Genomic DNA, 22897 nt, shown 5'->3' with positions numbered 1-22897 from the left:
GCGGAGCCGAGTGGTTGCGCGTAGACGCAGCCGGTTCGTAGGGCGAGCCGGATGCGTCAACGAGTCACCCCCGGGGCGGAGCCGCCGTCAGGGCAGGAGGGCGAGGACGTCGCGCCGCCGGCGGGCGAGCTGCTCGAGCAGTTCCAGCTCCTCCTCCGGCGGGGAGTCCACCGTCCCGCGGCGCAACCGGTCGCGACGGAAGGCGAGCTCGGTGGCGGTCTCCTGGAACTCCCGGACCGCCTGCGCGGCGACCCGTCCCCCGCGGGCGGCGGCGGCGGACCGGGCGCGGCGCCGCTCCCGGGCCGAGGCGAGCATCGCCACCTCCGACTCCCCCAGCCAGCCCGTGCGGGCGTACACCTGCAGGTGCCGGGCGACGAGCCGCGCCTCGCGGACCCGGGCGGCCAGGGCGACGCCGACGGCGGCCGCGAAGACGGGCACCTGCAGCAGGAGGAACAGCTCGACGAAGGAGGCCACCCCCGAGCTCGCGGAGGCGTTCCACAGCGCGTGCAGCACGACGGCGACGGCGAACCCGAGCAGCGGCGCCCCCACCCGGCGCGACGTCGAGCGGCTCCGCGCGGCGATCCCGAGCCCCACCCCGACGGCCATCGTGAACAGGGGGTGCGCGAACGGGGACACGAGGCAGCGCAGGACGAAGACGACGACGAGGGAGTCGGGGTGGTCGTCCCCGAGGGCGCGTCCCAGGTAGAGGACGTTCTCGAGGTACGCGAACCCCACCCCCACGAACGCCGCGTAGACGATGCCGTCCACGATCCCGTCGAACTGGCGGCGCTGCGTGAGCAGCAGGAGCAGGACGCCCAGGCCCTTGAGCCCCTCCTCCACGAGCGGGGCGACGACGACGGACGTGTTCGTCACGTCGCCGACGGACCGGTCCAGCAAACGGGAGGCGCCGGTGTTGAGGACGAGCGCCCCGAGGCTGGCCACGCACGCGCCCCAGCCGAAGGCGAAGGCGAGCAGGTGCGGCGGTTCGGCCTCGTGCCGGTCCAGCCACAGGACGGTCGCGAGCACGGGTCCGACGGGCACGGCCGCGAGCGCGAGCCCGGGCAGGAGGCCGCGCCAGCCCACCTCGGCCGTCACGGCGGCCAGGCTCAGGAGGCCGCACACGACGAGGACGACGGCCGTCACGGGGGCCAGCGCGGACGCGCGGACTGGCTGCGCCGGCATGGGCCCGAGCGTACGGGCTGACCCGACCACCGCCCGTCGTCCACCACCCACCGCGCAGTCACCCCACTACGCTGCTCCGGTGAGCAACGACAAGGTCACCGGCAAGGCCACGGACAAGGTCAACGACCGGATCGTCTGGATCGACTGCGAGATGACGGGTCTCAGCCTGACCGACGACGCGCTCGTCGAGGTCGCGGTCCTCGTCACGGACGCCGACCTCAACGTGCTCGGCGACGGCGTCGACGTCGTCATCAAGCCGCCCGCGGAGTCCCTGCAGGACATGGACCCGGTCGTCGTCGCCATGCACACGACGTCCGGTCTGCTCACCGAGATCCCGTCCGGACGCACGCTCGCCGAGGCCGAGCAGATCGTCCTCGACTACGTGAAGCAGTGGGTCCCCGAACCGCGCAAGGCCCCGTTGGCCGGCAGTTCCGTGCACACCGACCGCGCGTTCCTCGCGCGCGACATGCTGCAGCTGACCGATCACCTGCACTACCGGCTGATCGACGTGTCCTCGCTCAAGGAACTGGCCCGCCGCTGGTTCCCGCGCGTGTACTTCCACACCCCGCGCAAGCACGGCGGGCACCGCGCCCTGGCGGACATCCGCGAGAGCATCCAGGAGCTGAAGTACTACCGCGAGGTCCTCTTCGTGCAGGACCCCGGCCCGGACTCCGACACCGCGAAGGCCGCCGGGGCGAAGTTCGAGCTGAAGCCCGACGCGCCCCAGGCGTGAGCCCGCACCGGCGCTGGGCCGGCCGGGTCACGCCGGCGGTTCCGTGTCCCGGGGCGGGTCCGCGCGCGTGTATCCTCGACCCGTCACGTGCGTGAGCGTCGTCTCGCGGCAGGTGTCGTGGTGGGTGTAGCTCAGCTGGTAGAGCACCTGGTTGTGGTCCAGGAAGTCGCGGGTTCAAGTCCCGTCACTCACCCCACGCAGGTCCAGAGGGCGGTCCCGGGTCACCGGGGCCGCCCTCTCCCGTTCTCCGCCCGGGTCGCCCCGCGTCAGGTGTTCTGCCCCTCGCTGCGCGCGATCCGCAGCCGCCCGATCTCCACGAGCCGCTCGCGCAACCACGCGAGGTAGGCGTCGCGGTCGGCGCGCAGGCCGAGCGAGATGACGGCCTGCCCGACGACGTCCCACGCGTGGGCGCCCTCGACGGGGAGCACGACGATCCGCAGGTCGAACGGCCGGATGCGCCAGCCGATCTCGCGTTCCACACCGGTGACGAGGTTCGTCTCGAACAGCGCGCTGGGCGAGCGCGCGACGACGCGCCTCTCGATCTCGCGGACGCGGGCGCACCAGGCGACGGCGTCGTCCATCCCGAGCTCGGCGAGCCCGCGCAGCTCGGTGCGGCCGCGCAGACCCGGGTAGCGCGGCGGCAGGATCGACGTCAGCGCGTCCGCACCGCCCGGGAAGTTCTCCAGCCACCAGTCCGCCCACTGCCGGCCCGCCACCTCCAGACCGTCCTCGACGTGCAGCCGGCGCACCGGCGGGTCCAGCGGCGGCAGCGACGGCAGGACGGGCGAGGTGGGCGGGGTCAGTCCGGCGGCGTCCCGCAGGTGCAGGGCCAGCAGCAGGGACTGCGGCATGGTGAGGTCGATCCCCCAGGCTCCGACGTCCTGCATCGCACCACTGTGCGCGGTCGGACACCCCGCGTCCACCCTGAACGGGGGGTGGGGGCCGGCCGGGCGTCACCCCTGGGGGTGATCCGCGGATCCCGCCGGCGACCGATGTGCCGGCGCACGGCCCGCACCTACGGTCGGGCCATGACCACCCCGGTGCTGACCCGCTACCCGCTCGACGCCGCGGCCGCGCGCCGTCGACGACGGCGGATCGCGGTCGTCGTGGCCGTGCGGCGTGAGGGCGGGGACCGTCCGGGGGTCCCGGTGGCACCCGCCGGGAGCACGGAACCAGCGCGCGCCGTGCGCAGCCGGTGACGACGGGGCTCCGTCGCTGCGCCGGACGGGCCCACCCGCCGGACCCGTCTCAAGGAACCGCCCCCGGCGGACGACGTTCTGTGCATCCCCCGCACGTGGAGGGGGTCGCTCAGTCCTCGGGAGGATTCATGACGCAGGAGAAGACGCCGGCCGCCGACAGCGCCGCCGAACCGGTGATGGAGATGCTCTCGGAGCACATCCCGCTGTCCCTGATCATGGACATGGCTTCACCGGACGGTCCGCACTCCGCGGAGCTGCTGGCCGCCGAGGGTCTGCCCGACGACGAGTGGTGGAACCAGGGCTGACAGTGAGCACGTGAGCGGATCCGCCGCATCCGGCCCCCGGGGGGCACGCCCCCTCTCGTTCCCCCCGGGGAGCCGGATTTCACCGCTCCGGTGCAGGTCTGCTAACGTTCTTCTCGCACGCGCTACTAGCTCAATTGGCAGAGCAGCTGACTCTTAATCAGCGGGTTCATGGTTCGAGTCCATGGTGGCGCACAGAGGAAAGGCCAAGCGGCGCAGTCACTCCGGTGACTGCGCCGCTTCTGCGTCCAGGAGGTTTCCCCGTGCCCGACGACCGCCCCGACGCGACGTGACACGGCTCACGCCCGCACCGCGCTGGGCGCACCTGACGAGCGAGGTCCTCGCCCCCTGGGTCCTGGCGGCCGTCATGCCCGTCCTCGTCTCGACCCTCACGACGACACCCCCCTGGCGCGGCGCCCTGTCCGGGCTGCTGGTCACCGTGCTGTGCGCGGTCGTGCCCGTCGCGGTGGTGCTGCGCGGTGTCCGGCGGGGGCGCTACGCGTCGCTGCACGTGCCGCGGCGCGAGGACCGGCCGCCGTTGCTGGCGATGGTCGCGGGGCTGACGGCGCTCGCCGCGGTCCTCCTGGTGCTGCTGGACGGGGCCACCTCCTCCCTCGTCTTCCTCGGCCTCATGGCCGCCTGCGCCGTGGTCGGCCTGACCGTCTCGCGCCGCTGGAAGATCTCCCTGCACGCGATGGTCGCCGCCGCCTCGGCCGTGGTGCTCGTCGGGCTCGTCCCGGTGACGTTCCCGGCCCTGCTCGCTGTCCCACTCGTCGCCGCGGCGCGGGTGCGGCTCGGCGCGCACACGGTGGCGCAGGTGGTCGTGGGGTCGGTCGTGGGCGCCGCGCTCGCGGCCGCCTCCCTCGCGGTGGTCTGAGCCCGGCTCAGGCGCGCGGCCGCAGCCGGACGGCGAGGACGGCGACGTCGTCGGCGGCCTCCCCGGGCAGCAGGCGGGCGAGCAGGCCGTCGACGAGGACGTCCAGGTCCACGGGCCCGGTCGCGGCGAGGGCCGACAGGGCGTCGGCGAGCGCCGCGAACCCCTCGTCCAGTGAGCTGTCCCGCCGCTCCACGAGGCCGTCGGTGTAGAGCACGACGGTGCTGCCGGCCGGCAGGTCGACGACGTGGTCGTGACGGCCCGTGCCCGGGTCGACGCCGAGCATGAGGTCCGCGTCGGGCGCGGTGAGGAAGTCCACGGAACCGTCCGGGGCCAGGACGGCGGCGGGCGGGTGCCCGGCCGAGGACCAGCGCACCCGCGTCCCCGTCCCCGGTCCGTCCTCCAGCCGCAGCACCAGGGCGGTGGCGGTGACGTCGTCGGGTGCGGAGGCGACGACCCGGTCGGTCCGGGCGAGCACCTCGGCGGGACGGTCGTCGCCGACGACACCGAGGGTGTGCACGACGGTGCGCACCTGGGCCATGGCGGTGGCGGCGCGGGTGTCGTGCCCGGCGACGTCGCCGATGACGAGGACCGAGCCCGAGGACTGCTCGAAGGCGTCGTACCAGTCGCCGCCGACCTGCGCGGCCCGCGCGGTGGGCACGTACCGCACGACGAGGTCGGCGTGGACCGGGGGCGGGGGGTCGGTGAGCAGGGAGCGCTGCAGCGCCTCGGCGAAGCTGCGCTGGTCGCGCTGCAGACGGGCGGCGTCCACCGCCAGTCCCGCCCGGCCGGCGACCTCGACGACGGTCTGGAGGTCCTCCTCGTCCAGGGGCGGACGGCCCGGGTCCTGGAAGAGGGACAGCAGCCCGGCCGTCCGGCCGCGGCCGAGCAGGGGCAGGACGACCGCGGAGGAGGGGGCCAGCTCCGCCAGGACGGCGTGGGCGACGCCGTCGGGGTCGAGGACGGCGGCCACGGCGTCCGCCGCGTCGAGCACCCGCAGGGGGGTCCGCTCGCGCAGGGCGCGCCAGAGGAAGGCGTGCTCGGTGAGGTCGGGGAGGCGGTGCTCGGCGTACCGCGCGACGAGCGGTCGCCGCGCGGGGTCGTGGTGCCACCCCCCGACGTCGCGCAGCCCCCGGCGCAGGTCCTCGGGGTGCGGGACCGCGCGGACGGGGGCGTTCACGGGACTGTCGTCGTCGACGAGGGTGACGACGCACCAGTCGCCGAGGGCCGGGACGAGGATCTCGGCCAGCCGCTGGGCGGCCGCCTCGGGGTCGCCGGAGTGGGTGAGCGCGGCGGTGACCTCGGCCAGCAGCGAGACCCGGCGGCTCGCACGGTCGGCGGCCTGCGCCGCCTCCCGCCGCTGGGTGGTGTCGAGGAGGTAGACCGCCAGCCCCTCCCCCTCGGGGACGACGCGGACCTCGACCCAGCGCTGCGGCGGGCCGGGGCGCGCGACCTCCACCACGGCCTCCCCCGTCCGCAGGGCGCGGCGGACGAGCTCGGTGAGGGCCTCGGGACCGGCCGCGCCGGCGGCTGCCGGGTCCGCACGACCAGCGGTGTCGCTGCCGGCGAAGAGGTCGACGACGTCGCGGCCGAGCAGGTCGGCGCGGGCCGTGCCCGTCAGCCGTTCGACGGCCGCGTTGGCGTGGGCCACCCGCCAGCTGCGGTCGACGGCCACGTACCCGACGGCCATGCCCTCCAGCGCACCGGCGATGCGTTCGGTGACGCGGTGCTGGGCCGTGACGTCCAGGACGGTCCCGACGAGACGTCCCGGGGTGCCCGGCGCCTCGCCGTGGACGCGGCCGCGCGCCTCGATCCAGCGGACCGTCCCGTCGGGCAGCGCGATCCGGTAGGAGGAGGTGTAGCCGCCGGTGGCCACGGCCACGTCGAGGTCGGCCCGCACGGAGTCGCGGTCGTCGGGGTGGACCCGGGCGATCGCGACCTCCACCTCGTCGTGGAGCTCGTCGCTGCGCAGGCCGAAGAGGGCGAACGTCTGCTCGTCCCAGGCGACCCGTCCCGTGCTGAGGTCGAGCTCGAAGGTGCCCACCCCGGCGGACTGCACCGCCGTCTGCAGCAGGGGACCCGAGGGGGAGACCTCCTTCACGGCGGCGAGCTCGAGCTCGGCGGAGGCGGCGTCGGCGACGTGCTGCAGGAGCTCGGCCTCCCCGGCGACCCAGTCCCTGGCCTCCGCCTCGAAGACGCACAGGGCGCCGACGACGAGACCGTCGCGGGTGGCCAGCGGTGCGCCCAGGTAGGACCCGACCTGCCCGTCGCGGACGGCCGGCAGCTCGCGCACGCGCAGGTCGACGTGGGTGTCGGGGATGACGAGGGGTCGGCCTTCGGCCGCGGTCTGCGAGCACACGGTCAGCGCGAGGTCGGCGGCCCCCTCGGGTTGCGGGCCGTGCGCCCCGACCACGAGGGGGGCGTCGGCCAACAGGAGGATCCGCCCCGACGAGGCGCCCACGAGCCGGGCGGCGACCGCGGCCAGGCCGTCGAGGTCGGGGCGCGAGGCGAGGGTCTGCAGGCGACGGGCCGTCGCCGTGCGGGTGGCGTCGGCCGTGAGCCGCTCGGCGGCGCGCCGCGTGTCGTCACGGACGCGACGGGTGGGCCGGGGGACGTGCGGGCCGGGGGACGTCGAGGGTGCCGCGGGCACCGGCCCACGGTCCGCAACGGCGTCGTCCACGGCGGCCCCTCTCGGTCGGGCGCTCACCGGGACCGGGACGCCTCCAGCGGCGAGACCCCGCCCGCCGTGACCCCATTGTGTTCTAGAAAGTGACGCTCTGTCGCGGAAACGGGCGATCTTTCCCCCAGGACGGGGTCCCGGACGGATGCACACGGTCACCGGCCGTCGGGTTCCCCCGGGTCCAGCGCGTCCAGCAGGCTGCGGGTGCTCGTCACGCCCAAGCGGTCACGCAGCTCCTTCAGCCGCGCGGCGGCGGCCCGTGGGGTGATGCCGACGCGCTCGGCGGCCTCGGCGCCGCTCGCCCCGGCCCGCAGCAGGTCCAGGAGCCGGCGGTCGGTCGGGTCCACGTGACCACCCCCGGGATCGTGTCCTGCCCCCGCGCGGTCCGTCACCAGACCCCGTCCCGCCACGGCCGGGTGGGTGCCCCCGGCCCGGCCGCTCGCCCACCGCCCACGTCGTCGACGTGCACGAGGACCGTCGTCGGCACCGAGCGACCGGCCAGTTCGCGGCTCACGACGTCGTGGACGCGGGCCGCCGTGCGCGGCACCGCGAAGCCCTGCGCCACGACGACGTGGACCTCGACGGGTCCCGTGGGCACACCGCCGTCGTGCGGCACCCGCACCCCGGCCACCCGCCGACCGGGCAGGTAGGTGCCGATCTCCTCCAGCGCTCCCGCGTGCAGGTGCGAGACGCCGGGCACCGACCGGACCGCGTCGAACAGGGCGTCGGCGAGCGCGCCGACGTCGAGCCCCCGCGAGGGCGGTCGGGGGTCGCCTGCCGCTGCGTCCACGTGTCCTCCTCGGGTGCGCCGGCCGCCGCGGAGGCCGGGACGGGTGCCTACGCGAGAGGTGGAGTCCCGGGGACCGGGAAGCTCACGCCGCGGCAGTAGTGACCTGCGTCACACCAGATGCACAGCGAGCGCCCTCAGCCGAGCGGGGGCGGGCACCTGCCTGCGACACTTGCTCCGAGACCCCAGCGCGTCACCGGAACGCGGCGGGCTGCGTGCGGACGGCGACGGACGGGAGGTGCGGACGGTGGCTGGACCGGTGGCTGGACGCGGACCCGTCGACGCCGCCGGCCCGCTCGCGGAGGCGACCGCGGCGCTGCGCCGGCACACCCCGGACGGCTGGACGGCCGTCCGCGAGGACCTCCTCGCCCTCGCGCGCCGCGCGCACCGCGCCTCCGCCCCCGTGCGCGGACGGCACGACCTCGGCGACTACCTCGTCGCGACGGAGGTGCTCGTCTCGTCCCTGCGGCGTGCCGTGGCCGCGCTCCCGGACGTCGCCGTCACGGCCGTGCACTGCGCCACCGGCGAGGACGACGTGCTCACCGGCGTCACGGTCGAGGTCGCCGCGCTGTTCGGGACGCACCTGCCGTCGGCCGGCGAGGAGGTCCACGCCACCCTCGCGGCCACCCTGCGCGACCTCCTCGGCCGGCTGAGCCCGCCCGCCGAGCGGGTCCGCGTGCACGTGCACGTCGGCGACGTCGTCGCCCGCCGTAGCGACCTCTGAGACCCGACCCTCGGACCCACCTCTCAGACTCCGCCGTCGGCCGGACCCTCCCCCGTCCCCCGGGCCCGGCGCGGCACCGCGCGACCCGCCGCCGACCGCGGCACCAGGGGCAACCGGCGCGGCTGGAACCCGCGGGCCCGCCGCCGCAGCCACGCCGCGTGCCGGGCGGCCAGCAGGGCGGCCCGACGCACCGCCCGGTCGTCGTCCGGGGTCCGTCCCGCGCTCACCGCCGCACCCCACGAGGAGCTCGCCCCGGGCCTGTCCGCGCCACCACTGCCGTTGTCCCTCCTGGACGTCGTGCTCCCGTGCAGTCGCCCGGTGGGGACGACGTGTGCACCGGCGCACACCGTCCCGCCCGGCGGGCCGACGCGCATCCGGAACGGGCCCCCGCTCCCCCGGACGGCCCTCGCCGGCGCTGCGGTCGGCGCTGCGGGATCGAGGTGGGGGCACCCGCTAGCGTCGGCGCCGCAGGCGGACCCGCCCTGCCGGCCGCGCGCCGCCCCCGTCCCGCGGAGGACTCCCGTGGCCCCTTCGGCCCCCCTCGCCCGGCGCCTCGGACTCGGTGACGCCGTCGCCCTGGGACTCGGGTCGATGCTGGGAGCGGGGGTCTTCGCCGCCTTCGGCCCGGCGACGGCCGCGGCGGGCCCCTGGGTGCTGCTCTCCCTCGCGGTCGCCGCCGTCGTCGCCTGGTGCAACGCCACGGCGACGGCGCAGCTCGCCGCCGCGCACCCGGGTTCGGGTGGCGTCTACCTCTCCGGCCGCGAGGAGCTCGGCCCGTGGTGGGGCTTCGTGGCGGGCTGGGGCTTCGTCGTCGGCAAGACGGCGAGCTGCGCGGCCGTCGCCACCACCTTCGCCGCGCACGTCGCCCCGACGCCCTGGCAGCGTCCGACGGCGGCCGTCGCGGTCGTGCTCCTGACCGCCGTGAACCTGCGCGGCATCGCCCGGACCGCGCGACTGACGCGGGTGCTGCTCGTCCTCACGCTGCTCGCGCTGACGGTCGTCGTCGTGGCCGCCCTCGCCGGCCCCGGCGCCACCGGCACCCCCGCGGCAGGGGACCCCGTCGCCCACCCCGGACCGCTGGGCGTCCTGCAGGGGGCCGGGCTGCTCTTCTTCGCCTTCGCGGGGTACGCCCGGGTCGCCACGCTGGGCGAGGAGGTCCGCGACCCCGAACGCACCATCCCCCGGGCCGTGACGACGGCGCTGGCCGCCGCGGTCGTCGTCTACGCCGCGGTCGGCGCGGCCGCGCTGCACGCCCTGGGCCCGGCCGGGCTCGCGGACCGGTCCGCACCGCTGGCGGCCGCGGCCGCCACGGCCGGCTGGCCCTGGACGGGCACCGTGGTGCGGGCCGGTGCCGCCGCCGCGGCCCTCGGCGTCCTGCTCGCCCTCGTCGCGGGCGTCGGACGCACGGCCCTCGCGATGGCGCGCCACGGCGACCTGCCCCGGCCGCTGGCCGCCGTGCACCCGCGGTGGCAGGTGCCCCACCGGGCCGAGCTGGCGGTGGCGGTGGTCGTCCTCGCGCTGGTGCTGACGGTCGACCTGCGCACCGCGATCGGGTTCTCCTCCTGCGGCGTGCTCGTCTACTACCTCGTCGCGAACGTGGCGGCCTGGCGGCAGGCCCCCGCCCAGCGCCGGTACCCGCGGACGCTGCAAGCCGTCGGCGCGCTGGGATGCGTCACGCTCGTCCTCACGCTGCCGGCCCGGTCGGTCGTCGTCGGGCTGCTCGTCCTGCTCGCGGGGGTCGCGCTGCGGGTCCTCCTCAGGCGGCGGGTTCGCGCCACCCCTGGTCCCACACCCGCGCGGCGGCCAGGAAGTCGGTGAGCGCCGGCGGCTGCGCGTGCACGCGGTAGGTGTGGCCGTGCAGCTCCAGCGCCACGGCGACGTCGGGCACGTCGACCCCGAAGGCCCGCAGGTCGTCGGTGAGCTGACCGGGCAGCAGGTCGTCCGGACGCAGGGTCACCAGCTCCTCGCGGGCCGCGGGACTGACGTGGCGCCACCACGAGGCGAGGGCTCTGCTCTGTTGCTGCACACCAAGGATGTCGATCGGCGGACGTCCGCACTCCAGTCCGGCTCACCCGCACGGCGGCACCGCACCACCCGCTCGGCCCCGACTAGGGTCGGAGCGTGGCCGCCGACGACCCACAGGTCCCCCTCGCGTCCCTGCCCGTCCACGACCCGTACGTCCTGCCCCTGGCGCACGACGGGACGTACCGCCTCTACCAGGGGGTGGGTGGCGACCCGGCCGGCGTCGAGGTCCGGCACAGCCGCGACCTGCGGACGTGGTCGGCCCCGCGACGGGTGTTCTCCGTCCCCGACGGGTGCTGGGCCGATCCGACGTCCTCCCCCTGGGCGCCCGAGGTCCACGCCTGGGGCGGACGGTTCCACCTCTTCACGACGCTGCACCAGCCCGCGGCGGAACTGCCGGCCCCCCGGCAGGGCGGGACGTCCTTCCTGCTGCGCTCGGACGACGCGCGGTGGCGGCTGACCCCGGCCGCCCGCGGCACCGTCGTGGCGGTGGCCGACGACCCCGACGGCCCCTTCACGCTCGTCGACCCCGCCGCGCCCGTCCCGCCGGCCGACGCCATGACGCTCGACGGCACCCTCGTCACCGACCGGGACGGCCGGCCGTGGATGGTCTACGCCCACGAGTGGGTGCAGCTCCTCGACGGGACGGTCGAAGCCGTTCCGCTGCAGCCGGACCTGTCCGGCGCCGCGGGGCCGCCCGTGCACCTCTTCCGCGGGTCCGAGGCGTCCTGGCAGGCGGACCGGACACCCGGGAACACCGCGCTCGCCCCCTACGTCACGGACGGGCCGCAACTGCGCCGGCTCCCCGGTGGCGCGCTCGCCTGCCTGTGGTCCTCCTACCGGGGGCGGGGCACCGAGTACGTGCAGACGTGGGCGCTGTCGCGCTCGGGGGACCTGACGGGGCCCTGGGAGCAGCGCGAGGTGCTCGTCGGCGGCGGCGCCGGCCACGGGATGCTGCTCGACACCTTCGACGGCCGCACGGCCCTCGTCCTGCACCGCGGGATGGGGACCCCGACGGTCCGCGCCGAGTTCCACGAGGTCGACGTGTCCCCCGACGCCCTCACCGTCCGCCCCTGGCGCTGGTGAGGGCGGTTCCCGCCCGGGGCCGTGGGCGGGTCAGGCCTCCGTGTGGCCGAGCGCGAGGTCCGGCAGGGTGGTCACGACGGCGTCCGGCGCCCCGTCGAACTCCAGCACGGTGACGACGTTGCGGCCCGCGCGGACGACGGGTGCCGGGACGTAGAGGCTGCGCTGCGGCCCGTGCCGCCAGTACCGGCCGAGGGCGAAACCGTTGAACCACGCCACCCCCCGCCCCCAGCGCGAAGTGTCGAGGAACAGGTCGACGGGTCCGGCCACCTGCAGTTCGGCCGCCGCCAGGACGGGGCCGACGAGCCGGTCGACGTCCGCCCCGGCGTCGGGGGTCACGAGAGCCGCCAACGCCTCGTGGTCGACGGGGCACACGACGGCGTCCCGCAGGGGTTCCCCCGCGACCAGCAGCGGACCCACGAGCCCCTTGGTCTCCCCCAGCCGGGCTCCGTAGTTCACCCGGCCGGCGTCCTCGACGAGCAGGTCGACGCGCGCACCGGCCGCGTGCGGGGGCAGGACGAGGGAGCGGTCGTGGTGCTCGCGGAACAGCGTGCCGAGGCGGACCCCGTCGAGCAGGACCGTCACGCGGTCCCGCACCTCACCGACCTCGAACAACGTCGGACCCTGCGCACCGCAGGAGGTCCCGCTGATCCAGGCGATCCGGACGACCTCCCCGGAGGCGACCTCGAGGTCGTCCAGGACCGGGGGTTCGGTCCCGGTCCAGGCCAGCTCCGGCCCGGTCGGCAGGCCGGCGAGCGGGCGGGCCGCGGAGAACCTCGCCGCCAGGACCGGCGCGGGTTCCGGGTGCGAGACCGGCACCGGCGCGGGCACCTCGGCGTACCGCGCGATGACGTCCCGGAACGCGTGGAACTTCGGCGTCGGTCGCCCCGCCTCGTCGAGGAGGGCGTCGTAGTCGTAGGAGGTGATCGTGGGCTGGTAGGTGCCCTTGTCGTTCGCGCCGTTGGTGAACCCGAAGTTCGTCCCGCCGTGGAACATGTAGACGTTGACGCCCGCCCCGCGCGAGAGCATGGCCTCGAGTTCGGCCGCGGCGTCGGCGACCGACGTCGTCCCGTGGTGCGAACCCCAGTGGTCGAACCACCCGATCCAGAACTCCGAGCAGACCAGCGGCCCGTCCGGCTGGTGCCGGCGCAGGGTCTCGAGCCGGTCGGCGGCGCGGCCCCCGAACGACCCGGTCGTGAGGAGTTCCGGCAGTGTCCCCGCGGCCAGCATCTCGTCCGTGGGCTGGTCGACCGTCGTGAGCGGCACGGTGATGCCCGCGGCCCGCGTCACGTCGACGAGGTGCTGCAGGTGCGCCGCGCGCGCCGCCGCGTCCGTCCCCGTGGGGTAGGCGCCGTACTCGTTCTCCACCTGCACGAGGACGACCGGTCCCCCGCGGTCGGCCTGGCGCGGGCGGACGACGTCGTAGACCGCGCCGAGGAACTCGTCGACCGCCGCGAGGTAGCCGGGGTCGTCCGTGCGGACCCGGACGCCGGAGCGCGTCAGCCAGACCGGCAGGCCACCGTTGTCCCACTCGGCGCAGATGTAGGGCCCGGGGCGGACGACGGCGTCGAGGCCGGCGGCGGCGACCGCGTCGAGGAAACCCCCGAGGTCGCAGGCACCGTCGGTGCGGAACTCGCCCCGCCGGGGGGCGTGCAGGTTCCAGGGGACGTAGGTCTCGACGGTGTTCAGACCCAGCGCGGCCGCGTGGGCGAGCCGGTCGGCCCACTGCCGCGGGTGCACGCGGAAGTAGTGCAGGGCGCCGGACAGCAGCAGGTGCGGGCGGCCGTCACGGAGGAAACCGTCGGGTCCCACCGCGAGCGGGTGGGTGGCGGGAGCGAGCGTCACGCGCGGCACGCTACCCCCTCAGATGTTCGCGCGAACATGGTTCGCGCCACCCGGTCAGGCCCTGGGTGGGGCCGTGGAGGCCCGGACGACGAGCTGCACGGGCACCCGGTGCGTCCGCGTCGAGACCGGGCCGGGGTGCTGGATCTGGTCGAGCAGCAGCGAGACGCACAGCTCCCCCACCCCCTCGAAGTCCTGCCGGACGGTCGTGAGCGGCGGCCAGTAGTCACCCGCCTCGGCCGTGTCGTCGAAGCCCACGACGGAGACGTCCCCCGGGACGTCGACGCCGGCCTCGTGGAACGCGCGCAGCACCCCCAGCGCCATCTGGTCGTTGGCGCTGAAGACGGCCGTGACCTCCCCGGGCGGGCGGTGCGCGAGGACGCGACCGATCCGGTACCCCGAAGCCGAGCTCCAGTCGCCGACGTGGACCGACGGCACGGGCCGCCCCTGGGAGCGCAGCGCCCCCTCCCAGGCGCGCCGACGCTCCCGCGCGGCGCGCGAGCTGCCGGGGCCGGTCACGTGGTGCACGGTGCGGTGCCCCAGCCGCAGGAGGTGGTCCACGGCCAGCGCCGCCCCGGCGGCCTGGTCGGTGTCGACGTTCGGGTAGCGCTGCGAGGCAACGGCATCGGTGACCACGAGGGGGACGGAGGCGGGCACGGAGAAGACCGGGGAGTCCAGCACCTCGGCCTCGATGATGACGAGGCCGTCGACGTCCTGGCCCGTGAGGTGGGCGATGCCGGCGTCCACGCCCGTCGTCGTCGCCTCGCGCAGGCTGAGCAGGCTGATGGAGTAGCCCGCCCGCGACGCGGCCGCCGAGATGCCGGACAGCGAGCGCACGTCGCCGAGCCGGGAGACCGAGAAGGTGAGGACGCCGAGGGCGCGGGAGCGGCCGGTGGCCAGGGCGCGGGCGGCCGCGTTGGGCCGGTAGCCGACGGCCTGCAGGGCCTCCAGGACGCGTTCGCGGGTCGCCGCGACGACGTTCCCGTGGCCGTTGACCACGCGCGAGACGGTCTGGGAGGAGACCCCCGCGACCTTGGCCACGTCGGCCAGCGACGGGTTGCGGCGCGGCGGCGACGCGGGTGGTGACGTGGCTGACGTCACCTGCAGCACCTCAGCGGACACCTCACCGGGCATCGCCGGCCCCTTCCTCGTCTGCCCCTGCCCGATCCCGCGTGCAGTCGTGGACGCCGGGACGCACCGGAGGTGCACCAGGGCCGGGGACCGCAGAAGCGTAGCGGTTCGGTGACGATCGCCGCGGCGGGTTGACGCGGTCCCTGTTCGCGCTAACATCGCCGACAGAGGTTTCCGGCGGGGTCGCCGGCACCGACGAGGGCGGTCACCGGTGACCGTCTCCGACATCGCGCGTCGCCTCGGCGCGCCCTCGCGAAGGAGCACGACATGGCGCCCACCACCTCCTCCCGGTTCTCCCGCCGGAGCCTGCTCGCCGGTTTCGGCGCCGGGGCCACGACGCTCGCCCTCAGCGCCTGCGGCAGCAACGACGGCGGCACGGGGGGCGGCGGCGGGGGCGGTGGCACGTCGCTGTCGCAGTGGTACCACCAGTACGGCGAGCAGGGGGTCCAGCAGGCGGTGACGGACTGGGCCAAGAGCTACAAGCCGGCCACCGTCACCGTGGAGTGGACCCTCGGCGACTACGCCTCCAAGCTGTCCTCGCGGCTGCTGTCCGGCAGCGGTGTCGACGTCTTCGAGAACAACGCCATCGACCCGGCCTCGGCCCGCAAGGGCCTGTACGCCGACTTGTCCGACGTCATGGAGCCCATCAAGGACCAGTTCAGCGAGGTCGCGCTCAAACCCGTCACGATCGACGGGAAGATCTGGGGCATCCCCATGATCACCGACCCGCAGCTGCTCTGGTACCGCCCGAGCATGCTGCAGAAGGCCGGCATCGCGGTCCCGACGACGTTCGACGAGCTCCTGCAGGCGGGGGTCGAGCTCACCGGCGGCAACCAGAAGGGCCTGTTCTTCGGCAACGACGGCGGCGCGGGCGTGTTCTCGCAGGCCATCGCGGTCGCCGCCGGCCCGGGTTTCCTCAGCGCCGACAACAAGACGGTCACGTTCAACACGCCCGAGGTGGTCGCGGGTCTGACGGCGCTGCAGAAGGCCTACAAGGCGGGCGCCATGCTCACGGGGTCGCCGACCGACTGGACCGACCCCACCTCCTTCAACGCCGGCCTGGCCGCCATCACCTGGCAGGGCATGTGGGCGCTGCCGGCCATGAAGAAGGCCCTCGGCGACGACCTCGGCGTCATGGCCGTCCCCCAGGTCGGCGGGTCGGGCAAGCAGGCCGTCCTGGTGTCGCAGTGGAACGAGCAGGTCGCCGCCAAGGCCTCGAACGTCGACGCGGGCAAGGCGATGGCCAAGGCGCAGTGGATCGACGACGCCGACTTCCAGAAGAAGTTCGCCGTCGGCTTCGGCTTCCACGTGCCGCCGAAGACGGCCACCGCCGCATCGACGACCGAACTGCAGGACGGTCTGGCCAAGCAGGTCGTCGACCTGACCGGCCAGTGGGGCTACACCGCCGGGCCGTTCTGGGCTCCGGCGATGGGGACGGCCCTCACCGACGCCGCCACCCGCATGCTCACCAACGGCGCCGACGTGGCGTCGGAACTGGCGGCCGCGCAGAAGACCTGCCAGCAGACCCTCGACTCCCTCGCGTCGTGAGCAGCAGCACCGCGTCCGCGCCGGGACGGGGCGGGACCTCGCCGGTCCCGTCCCGCCCGGCGGGGTCGGGAACCCCCTCGCGGGGCACGACGGTGAAGGGCAGCCGGCTGGCGTTCTGGGTGTTCGTCACCCCGTTCCTCGTCGGTCTCGTCGTCTTCACGCTCGTCCCGATCGTCTGGAGCACGGGCCTGAGCTTCTTCGAGGCCCGCGGCACCCTCACCCCGACCCGGTTCGTCGGGCTGGGGAACTTCACGCACTTCCTCACCGACGACGCCTTCACGAACAGCCTCGTGACGTTCTTCGTCTACGCCCTGTTGATCGTCCCGGTGACGATGGCGGTGTCCCTGGGGTTGGCCGTCCTCGTCAACGGCCTGCCCCGTTTCCAGGCGTTCTACCGCTCCGCCCTCTTCCTGCCCGTGGCCTGCTCCTACGTCGTCGGGTCCTTGGTGTGGAAGCTGGCCCTGTTCTCGGGCCTGCCCTCGGGGGTCGCCAACAGCGTCCTGGGCGCGGTCGGGATCTCCTCGATCTCCTGGCTGGGCAGTTCGCCCTTCTGGTGGATCGTGCTCGTCAGCGTCCGCCTGTGGCTGCAGGTCGGGTTCTACATGGTGCTGTTCCTCGCCGGGCTGCAGCGCATCCCGCCGGTCCTGTACGAGGCGGCGATGCTGGACGGCGTCTCCGCCGGGTTCCGCCGGTTCCGGTACATCACGTGGCCGCAGCTGCGACCCACGGTCGCGGCCGTGCTGCTGCTCCTGCTCGTGGCGGCCTTCCAGGCCTTCGACGAGTTCATCAACCTCGTCCCGACCAACCCCTCGACGCGGCCGCCGCTGGTCTACCTCTACAACGTGGCCCTCGGCTCCCAGCGCGACTTCGGGCTCGGTTCGGCGGGGGCGCTCATCCTCACCGCGATCATGGTCGTGGTGGCACTGCTGCAGACGCGCTTCTTCGGCTTCGGCGCCGCGGAGGACCGCACCAAGGCGCCCCGGCGCCGTCGAGGAGGGGTTCGAGCATGAGCACCGCGCAACTGACCCGGTCGGTCCCGCGGGCTGCAGGGGCCGGACGGCGCCAGGCCGCCCGTGCGGGCGTGAACGTCGCCCGGTACCTCGCCGTCACCCTCGTGGCGCTGCTGTTCCTGCTGCCCTTCTACATCATGGTCAAGACGGCCGTCTCCCCCGCCGCCGACGTCGCGAGCCGCACCTTCGTGCTGTGGCCCTCGGACCCGGACTGGTCGTCGTTCTCCCGCGTCCTGCAGGACCCGACGTTCCCGCGGGCGATGCTCAACACGGCCGTCATGGCCGTCGTCCTGACGGGCGGGCAGATCGTCCTGGCGGCGATGGCCGGCTACGCCATGGCCCGCATCCCCAACCGGGCGGCGAAGCCGCTGTTCTCGGCGACCATCGTGGTGCTGCTCATCCCCGCCGCCACCACGTTCCTGCCGAACTTCCTCATCGTGGCGCGCCTCGGCTGGGTGGACTCGCTGCGCGGGCTCATCATCCCGGGCCTGTTCAGCGCGTTCAACGTGTTCCTGTTCCGGCAGTTCTTCCTCAACTTCCCCAAGGAGCTCGAGGAGGCCGGGCGACTGGACGGCCTGGGGTACTTCGGGGTGTTCCGGCGCATCGTCGTCCCCAACACGCTGGCCTTCGCCTCGGCGCTCACCGTGCTCGGGTTCGTCGGGTCGTGGAACGCCTTCCTGTGGCCCCTCGTCGTCGCCGGCGGCGGATCGGGCGCGGTGACCGTCCAGGTGTACCTGTCCTCGTTCCTCACGGCCCAGACGTTCGACTACTCAGGCCTGTTCGCGGCCGCCCTCCTCTCGCTCCTGCCGGTGCTGTTCGTGTTCCTCGTCCTGCAGCGCTGGCTGGTGCGCGGGGTCGCCGAGACCGGCATGGGCGGCGGCTGAGACCCGCCGAGCCTCGCTGACAGTTCCCCGGGCCCCGACCGCGGTGCGGTCGGGGCCCGCCGACGTCGCGGACGAGCGGTCGGTGGCCCCCCGAGAGCACCGCGGCCCGGTCCTTGATTCCGGGTGGTCGTGCGTGGCAGTCTCTCCCCAGGTCAAGAGCGTCAGCGACAAGCCCCGGCTCGCTGGCCGGCAACCCTCCTCCGCGGTGGGGTGCCCCGGGTGACGACCTGGCCGTTCCCGCAACGGGAACGGCAAGCGCGATGACCCGCCGGACGCCTGCGTGTCGTCATGACAGCAGGAGGAGAACCGTGTCCGAACTCCACCTCTCCGTGGCCCTGGAGTCCACGGGCTGGCACCCCGCGTCCTGGCGCGAACCCGGCGCCCGCGCCGACGAGCTGTTCACCGCCGCGTTCTGGCGCGACACCGTCCGCGAGGCCGAACGGGGGCTGTTCGACCTCGTCACCATCGAGGACGCCCTCGGACTCCAGGGCAGCCACTTCGGGCCGTCCGACGACCGCACCGACCGCGTCGCCGGTCGCCTGGACGCGCTGCTCGTCGCGGCCCGGCTGGCTCTGGTGACGACCAGCATCGGGCTGGTCCCCACCGTCACGACGACCCACACCGAACCGTTCCACGTCTCCAAGGCGCTCGCGACGCTCGACCACGTCAGTTCCGGACGCGGTGGCTGGCGGGCCCAGGTCTCGGCCCGCGCCCACGAGGCCGAGCTCTTCGGACGGCGTGCGGTCCCCACGGTCTCCCGCGAGACCTTGTCGGACCCCGAGGTCGCCGCGGCGGTGGAGGACCTCTTCGCCGAGGGCCGTGCGGTCGTCGACACCGTCCGGGCGCTCTGGGACTCCTGGGAGGACGACGCGGTCGTCCGTGACACCGCCTCGGGACGGTTCGTCGACCGTACGCAGCTGCACCGCGTCGCGGTGCAGACCCCCTGGTTCTCGGTCCTCGGGCCCTCGATCACCCCCCGGCCGCCGCAGGGCCAACCCGTCGTCACCGCGCTGGCGCACGCCCGGACCGCCTACGAGTTCGCCGCCGTGAGCGCGGACGTCGTCTTCGTGACGCCGCACGACACGGATGACGCCCGCCAGATCGTCGCCGAGGTGCGCGCCGCGGAGACCGCCGTCGGCCGGGTGGGACCACCTCTGCAGGTCCACGCCGACCTCGTGGTGGCCCTCGGCTCCGACGCCGCGTCGGCTCGCAACCGCCTCGACCGGCTCGACACCGTGGACGGCGAGGCGTTCGTTTCCGACGCGCTCGTCGTCGCCGACTCCGCCGCAGGCCTGGTCGAGCGCCTGCTCCTGTGGCGCGAGGCGAGCATCGAGGGCTTCCGGTTCCGTCCGGCGGTGAACGCCACGGACCTGCCCGCCCTCGTCGACGAGGTCGTGCCGCTGCTGCAGTCCGCAGGGGCGTTCCGCCGGGGCTACACCGGGGCCACCCTGCGCGACCACCTCGGGCTGGCCAGGCCCGCCAACCGCTACGCCGCAATCTGAGGAGGAACCCGTGAGCATCCCCGACGGCAAGCCCCGCAAGCAGATCGTCCTCGGCGCCCACCTGCCCGGCGTCAACCACCACACCGTCTGGCAGGATCCGGCCGCGGGCAGCCAGATCGACGTCCAGAGCTTCGCCCATCTGGCCCGCACCGCCGAGCGGGGCTTCTTCGACCTGTTCTTCCTCGCCGAGGGCCTGCGGTTGCGCGAGCACGCGGGTGAGATCTACGAGAACGACGTCGTGGGCCGGCCCGACACCTTCACGGTGCTCGCCGCCCTGGCCGGGGTCACCGACCACCTGGGCCTGGCCGGGACCATCAACACCACGTTCAACGAACCCTACGAACTGGCCCGCGAGTTCGCCTCCCTCGACCACCTCTCCGGGGGCCGCGCCGCGTGGAACGTCGTCACCAGCTTCGACGCGTTCACGGGGGCGAACTTCCGCCGTGGCGGGTACCTCGACCGCTCGCAGCGCTACGAGCGGGCCGAGGAGGTGCTGATCGCCGTCCGCGCCCTGTGGGACTCCTGGAGCTCCGGTGAGGTCCTGGCAGACAGCGCCACCGGGCAGTTCCTGGCCCGGCACGGCGTGGGGGCCTTCGAGCTGCACACGAACCAGTTCGACGTCCGCGGCCGGTTCAACGTCCCCCGCCCCCCGCAGGGGCACCCGCTGGTCATCCAGGCCGGCGTGTCCGACCAGGGCCGGGAGTTCGCCTCCGCCAACGCCGACGCGATCTTCTCCCCCTTCCGGCGCACCGAGGACGCCGTCCCCTTCTACCGGGACGTCAAGGCCCGGGCGGTGCGGCACGGGCGACTGGCGAGCGACGTCAAGATCCTGCCCTCGGCCGGCGTCGTCCTCGGCGACAGCGTCGCGGACGCCCAGGAGAAGGCACGCGAACTCACCCACCAGCAGGTCAGCCCCGCGACCGCCCTCGCGCTGGCCGAGCAGGTCTGGAACCGCGACCTGTCGCAGCGGGACCCCGAGGGCCCGCTGCCGGAGTTCGACGCCGACACCACTGCTGCGCCGCGCTGGAGGGGACGGGCGGTCCACGACCCCGACCTTAACGCCGTCGTGGCGCGGTGGCGCGAGATCGCTGCGCGCGGCGCCCTGAACCTGCGCGAGACCGTCATCGAGGTCACCACCCGCGCGACGTTCGTGGGGACCCCCACGACGGTCGCCGACCAGCTCGACGACTTCGTCCAGAACGACGGCTCGGACGGTTTCATCCTGCACCCTCCCGTGGTGCCGACCGGCCTCGACGAGTTCGTCGACACGGTGGTCCCGTTGCTCCAGGAACGGGGTTCGCTGCGCACGGAGTACACCGGGACGACGCTGCGGGAGAACCTCGGTCTGTCCCCGGCCCGGGCGGCGCAGCCGGCGTGAGCGTGGACCTGTCCGTCCTCGACCTCGCCCCCGAGAGCGAGCACGAGGGACTCGGGGCGGGCATCGGCGGCACCCTGGAACTGGCCCGGGCGGCGGACGACTGGGGCTACCGCGGGTTCTGGCTCGCCGAGCACCACCTGTCCCCCGGCGTCTCGAGCGCGACCCCCGCCGTACCGTCGTCACCCGGCTCGAGGCGTTGGCCCGGGTCACGGGGGCGGAGGAGGTCCTCGTGACGCCGGCGACGTACCGTGCCGCCGACCGGTTCCGCTCCTACGAACTGCTCGCGCAGGAGTGGCGCGGCCGGTCGACCGTGCACCCGCCCGAACCCGCCCGCGCGACCGCGTGAGCGGACCCCCGACCAGACGCAGGAGTGACGTGATCCAGACCCCCCTTCCCGAAGCCCCCCTCGTCGACGCCGAGACCGCCGGCCGCGCCGTCGCCGGAGGCGCCTTGTTCGTCGACGTCCGCAGCGACGCCGGCCGGGCCGCCCACGGTGAGCTGCCGCAGGCCGTCGTCGTCGCCAAGACCGAGGTCGGCCGCGCGTTCGCCGTCGGGGAGCCCGGCGCGCTGGAGCAGCTGACCGGCAAGGACCAGGAGATCGTCGTGATCTGCGGATCGCCCGCCGGCTCGGGCCCCGTCACCGCCGAGCTGCTCGCCGCGGGGTTCAGGGACGTCGTCCAGGTCGACGGCGGGTTCCCGGCGTGGAAGGCCGCCGGGCTCGCCACCGAGGAACCCGCGCAGGCCGGATGAGAACCACCACGGACGACCCCGTCTCGGCGGGCGTGCCCACGCTGACCGTCCGGTCGGCACGCCCCGACGAGCTCGACGCGGTCGGAGAGCTGACGGTGAGCGGGTTCTCGGTGGGCCCGTACCCGCCCGACGCCGGACGGGCGGCGCTCCTGCGTGACGCGGCAGGCCGGGCGCGGACCGCCGACGTCCGCGTCGCCGTCGAGGCCGACGGTGAGGGCGGGAACTGCTGGGCACCGCGACCCTGGCTGCCGGAGGCACCGAGCACGCCCGCTTCGCCGAACCCGACGAACTGGAGTTCCGCCTGCTGGCCGTCGCCCCCGCCGCCCGCCGCCGCGGGCTGGGCGCGCTGCTGCTCGAGGACGCCGTCGCGCAAGCGCGGGCCCGGGGGTTCGCCCGCGTGGTGCTGGACACCGGTGCCCGCAACGAGACCGCCCAACGGCTCTACCACCGGTCGGGTTTCACCCGCCTGCCCGAACGCGAGCACCGCCTGGGCCGCGGGGGTTCCCGGCTCGCCGTCTTCGGCCGGGACGTGGAGCCCGCTCCGGGGCTGCTGGTGCGGTTGGTCCGTCCCGAGGAGTTCGAGGCCGTCTGCCGGCTGGGCCTGGACGCCTACGCCGCCGACGGCGATCTCCCCGACGACGACGCCGGGCAGATCGCCGACGCCGCGACGCGGGCCCGCGAGGCGGAGCTGTGGGTGGCCGTCGACGCCGTCTCCGGCGAACTGCTCGGCACCATGACGCTCCCGCGTCCCGGGCGAGTCCTGAGCTCCCTGACGCTCGACGGCGAGCTCGACCTGCAGCTGCTGGCGACCGCGGTCCCCGCCCGTGGTCGCGGCGTCGGGACAGCGCTGGCCCGGCACGCCGTCGACGTGGCACGTCGGCGCGGACTGCAGCGGGTCGTCCTGAACTCCGGGCCGAGGACGACTGCGGCGCACTCCCTCTGCGCCACCCTCGGGTTCGCGCGACTGCCCGGACGGGAAACCCGCGTCGTCGCCGGTGGCACCCTGCTCGCCCTCGGTGTCGACGTCGTCCCAGTCCTCCACGGGCGCAACGCATCCCCGCGGACGACTCACTGATCTCCGGGCGTCCCGGACCCCCCGCCGCCCCGTCGCGCCGACGGGACGTCGTGGGGTGCTTGGAGAAACCCGACCCCGTGGGCTACCGTTGCACTGTCCATCCAGAGCGACCGAGAGACCTGGCTCGTCGACGTCGCAGCAACCCCCCGAACCATCGGGCGAGGGTGCTTCCGCCAGGACCGATGGGAGTC

24 protein-coding genes, 2 tRNA genes and 2 riboswitches are annotated in these 22897 nt (G+C 74.8%); of the genes, 17 read left to right on the top strand and 9 right to left on the bottom strand.

Annotation, left to right across the window (positions count from 1 at the left end):
• Positions 1–87 precede the first annotated feature (87 nt).
• Positions 88–1182, bottom strand: a complete 1095-nt coding sequence (locus AB0637_RS10245; RefSeq protein ID WP_366171914.1) for a PrsW family intramembrane metalloprotease — start codon at positions 1180–1182, stop codon at positions 88–90.
• Between the two features lie 151 nt (positions 1183–1333).
• On the opposite strand from AB0637_RS10245, the gene orn reads away from it, so the two are divergent.
• Both orn and AB0637_RS10235 read left to right on the top strand, forming a co-directional pair.
• Complete coding sequence (gene orn, locus AB0637_RS10240; protein WP_366171963.1) at positions 1334–1915, top strand: oligoribonuclease; 582 nt, start codon at positions 1334–1336, stop codon at positions 1913–1915.
• A 120-nt stretch (positions 1916–2035) separates the two neighbouring features.
• A tRNA-His gene (locus tag AB0637_RS10235) sits at positions 2036–2111 on the top strand.
• 70 nt (positions 2112–2181) lie between these two features.
• On the opposite strand, the gene AB0637_RS10230 is transcribed toward AB0637_RS10235, so the two are convergent.
• Positions 2182–2802 (bottom strand): hypothetical protein, encoded by a 621-nt coding sequence (locus AB0637_RS10230; RefSeq protein WP_366171912.1) that lies wholly within the window; start codon positions 2800–2802, stop codon positions 2182–2184.
• A gap of 141 nt (positions 2803–2943) precedes the next feature.
• On the opposite strand from AB0637_RS10230, the gene AB0637_RS10225 reads away from it, so the two are divergent.
• From AB0637_RS10225 to AB0637_RS10210, 4 genes are all read left to right on the top strand, one after another.
• Positions 2944–3114 carry a hypothetical protein gene (locus tag AB0637_RS10225; protein ID WP_366171910.1) on the top strand — a complete coding sequence of 57 codons (171 nt, stop codon included), beginning with the start codon at positions 2944–2946 and terminating at the stop codon, positions 3112–3114.
• Positions 3115–3242: 128 nt separating this feature from the next.
• Positions 3243–3419 (top strand): hypothetical protein, encoded by a 177-nt coding sequence (locus AB0637_RS10220; RefSeq protein ID WP_366171908.1) that lies wholly within the window; start codon positions 3243–3245, stop codon positions 3417–3419.
• A gap of 119 nt (positions 3420–3538) precedes the next feature.
• A tRNA-Lys gene (locus tag AB0637_RS10215) sits at positions 3539–3611 on the top strand.
• Between the two features lie 94 nt (positions 3612–3705).
• A complete protein-coding gene (locus tag AB0637_RS10210) occupies positions 3706–4293 on the top strand; it encodes a phosphatase PAP2 family protein (RefSeq protein WP_366171906.1) in 588 nt (195 codons plus the stop codon).
• 7 nt (positions 4294–4300) lie between these two features.
• Here AB0637_RS10210 and AB0637_RS10205 read toward each other — a convergent pair whose 3' ends face one another.
• The 3 genes from AB0637_RS10205 to AB0637_RS10195 all read right to left on the bottom strand — a co-directional run bounded on the left by AB0637_RS10205 (position 4301) and on the right by AB0637_RS10195 (position 7760).
• Positions 4301–6940, bottom strand: coding sequence for a SpoIIE family protein phosphatase (locus AB0637_RS10205; protein WP_366171904.1), 2640 nt, complete (start codon positions 6938–6940; stop codon positions 4301–4303).
• Positions 6941–7125: 185 nt separating this feature from the next.
• The gene (locus tag AB0637_RS10200; RefSeq protein ID WP_366171902.1) at positions 7126–7317 is read right to left on the bottom strand and encodes a winged helix-turn-helix transcriptional regulator; all 192 of its coding nucleotides are present in this window, start codon (positions 7315–7317) and stop codon (positions 7126–7128) included.
• A 41-nt stretch (positions 7318–7358) separates the two neighbouring features.
• Positions 7359–7760, bottom strand: a complete 402-nt coding sequence (locus AB0637_RS10195; protein ID WP_366171900.1) for a hypothetical protein — start codon at positions 7758–7760, stop codon at positions 7359–7361.
• 256 nt (positions 7761–8016) lie between these two features.
• Here AB0637_RS10195 and AB0637_RS10190 point away from each other — a divergent pair, with 256 nt between their 5' ends.
• Positions 8017–8481: a hypothetical protein gene (locus AB0637_RS10190; protein WP_366171898.1), complete on the top strand. Its 465-nt coding sequence runs from the start codon at positions 8017–8019 to the stop codon at positions 8479–8481.
• Between the two features lie 23 nt (positions 8482–8504).
• On the opposite strand, the gene AB0637_RS10185 is transcribed toward AB0637_RS10190, so the two are convergent.
• On the bottom strand, positions 8505–8708 hold the full coding sequence (locus AB0637_RS10185) for a hypothetical protein (RefSeq protein ID WP_366171896.1): 204 nt from the start codon (positions 8706–8708) through the stop codon (positions 8505–8507).
• 295 nt (positions 8709–9003) lie between these two features.
• Here AB0637_RS10185 and AB0637_RS10180 point away from each other — a divergent pair, with 295 nt between their 5' ends.
• Entirely contained in the window at positions 9004–10299 is a 1296-nt protein-coding gene (locus tag AB0637_RS10180; protein ID WP_366171894.1) for an APC family permease, read from the top strand.
• Here the strand turns inward: AB0637_RS10180 and AB0637_RS10175 are convergent.
• Positions 10238–10438, bottom strand: a complete 201-nt coding sequence (locus AB0637_RS10175) for a hypothetical protein (RefSeq protein WP_366171892.1) — start codon at positions 10436–10438, stop codon at positions 10238–10240. The genes AB0637_RS10180 and AB0637_RS10175 overlap by 62 nt on opposite strands.
• A 164-nt stretch (positions 10439–10602) precedes the next feature.
• On the opposite strand from AB0637_RS10175, the gene AB0637_RS10170 reads away from it, so the two are divergent.
• Positions 10603–11589, top strand: a complete 987-nt coding sequence (locus AB0637_RS10170; protein ID WP_366171890.1) for a family 43 glycosylhydrolase — start codon at positions 10603–10605, stop codon at positions 11587–11589.
• Positions 11590–11619: 30 nt separating this feature from the next.
• On the opposite strand, the gene AB0637_RS10165 is transcribed toward AB0637_RS10170, so the two are convergent.
• Together AB0637_RS10165 and AB0637_RS10160 are read right to left on the bottom strand one after the other, a co-directional pair.
• Entirely contained in the window at positions 11620–13431 is a 1812-nt protein-coding gene (locus AB0637_RS10165; RefSeq protein WP_366171888.1) for a beta-galactosidase family protein, read from the bottom strand.
• Between the two features lie 54 nt (positions 13432–13485).
• Entirely contained in the window at positions 13486–14529 is a 1044-nt protein-coding gene (locus tag AB0637_RS10160) for a LacI family DNA-binding transcriptional regulator (RefSeq protein ID WP_366171886.1), read from the bottom strand.
• Positions 14530–14826: 297 nt separating this feature from the next.
• On the opposite strand from AB0637_RS10160, the gene AB0637_RS10155 reads away from it, so the two are divergent.
• The 8 genes from AB0637_RS10155 (at position 14827) to AB0637_RS10120 (ending at position 22706) form a co-directional block, all read left to right on the top strand.
• Positions 14827–16107 (top strand): hypothetical protein, encoded by a 1281-nt coding sequence (locus AB0637_RS10155; RefSeq protein WP_366171884.1) that lies wholly within the window; start codon positions 14827–14829, stop codon positions 16105–16107.
• Positions 16104–17117 carry a sugar ABC transporter permease gene (locus AB0637_RS10150; RefSeq protein WP_366171882.1) on the top strand — a complete coding sequence of 338 codons (1014 nt, stop codon included), beginning with the start codon at positions 16104–16106 and terminating at the stop codon, positions 17115–17117. The genes AB0637_RS10155 and AB0637_RS10150 overlap by 4 nt, the downstream gene beginning before the upstream one ends.
• Entirely contained in the window at positions 17114–18001 is an 888-nt protein-coding gene (locus AB0637_RS10145; protein WP_366171880.1) for a carbohydrate ABC transporter permease, read from the top strand. The genes AB0637_RS10150 and AB0637_RS10145 overlap by 4 nt, the downstream gene beginning before the upstream one ends.
• Positions 18002–18151: 150 nt before the next feature.
• Positions 18152–18265, top strand: a riboswitch (SAM riboswitch).
• Positions 18266–18309: 44 nt separating this feature from the next.
• On the top strand, positions 18310–19503 hold the full coding sequence (locus AB0637_RS10140) for an LLM class flavin-dependent oxidoreductase (RefSeq protein ID WP_366171878.1): 1194 nt from the start codon (positions 18310–18312) through the stop codon (positions 19501–19503).
• Between the two features lie 10 nt (positions 19504–19513).
• Positions 19514–20881, top strand: coding sequence for an NtaA/DmoA family FMN-dependent monooxygenase (locus tag AB0637_RS10135; protein WP_366171876.1), 1368 nt, complete (start codon positions 19514–19516; stop codon positions 20879–20881).
• Positions 20878–21114 carry a hypothetical protein gene (locus AB0637_RS10130; RefSeq protein WP_366171874.1) on the top strand — a complete coding sequence of 79 codons (237 nt, stop codon included), beginning with the start codon at positions 20878–20880 and terminating at the stop codon, positions 21112–21114. Before AB0637_RS10135 ends, AB0637_RS10130 begins: the two co-directional genes overlap by 4 nt.
• A 142-nt stretch (positions 21115–21256) precedes the next feature.
• Positions 21257–21631, top strand: a complete 375-nt coding sequence (locus tag AB0637_RS10125) for a rhodanese-like domain-containing protein (RefSeq protein ID WP_366171872.1) — start codon at positions 21257–21259, stop codon at positions 21629–21631.
• Positions 21632–21854: 223 nt separating this feature from the next.
• Positions 21855–22706 (top strand): GNAT family N-acetyltransferase, encoded by an 852-nt coding sequence (locus AB0637_RS10120; protein WP_366171962.1) that lies wholly within the window; start codon positions 21855–21857, stop codon positions 22704–22706.
• A gap of 94 nt (positions 22707–22800) precedes the next feature.
• Positions 22801–22895: riboswitch (SAM riboswitch) on the top strand.
• Positions 22896–22897 lie beyond the last annotated feature (2 nt).

Origin of the sequence: Kineococcus sp. NPDC059986 (assembly GCF_040702905.1) — a bacterium.
In the GTDB taxonomy this organism is placed as follows: Bacteria; Actinomycetota; Actinomycetes; order Actinomycetales; family Kineococcaceae; genus Kineococcus.
The sequence above is the reverse complement of the archived record's forward strand: the minus strand, read 5'-3'. Positions and strand labels throughout refer to the sequence as shown.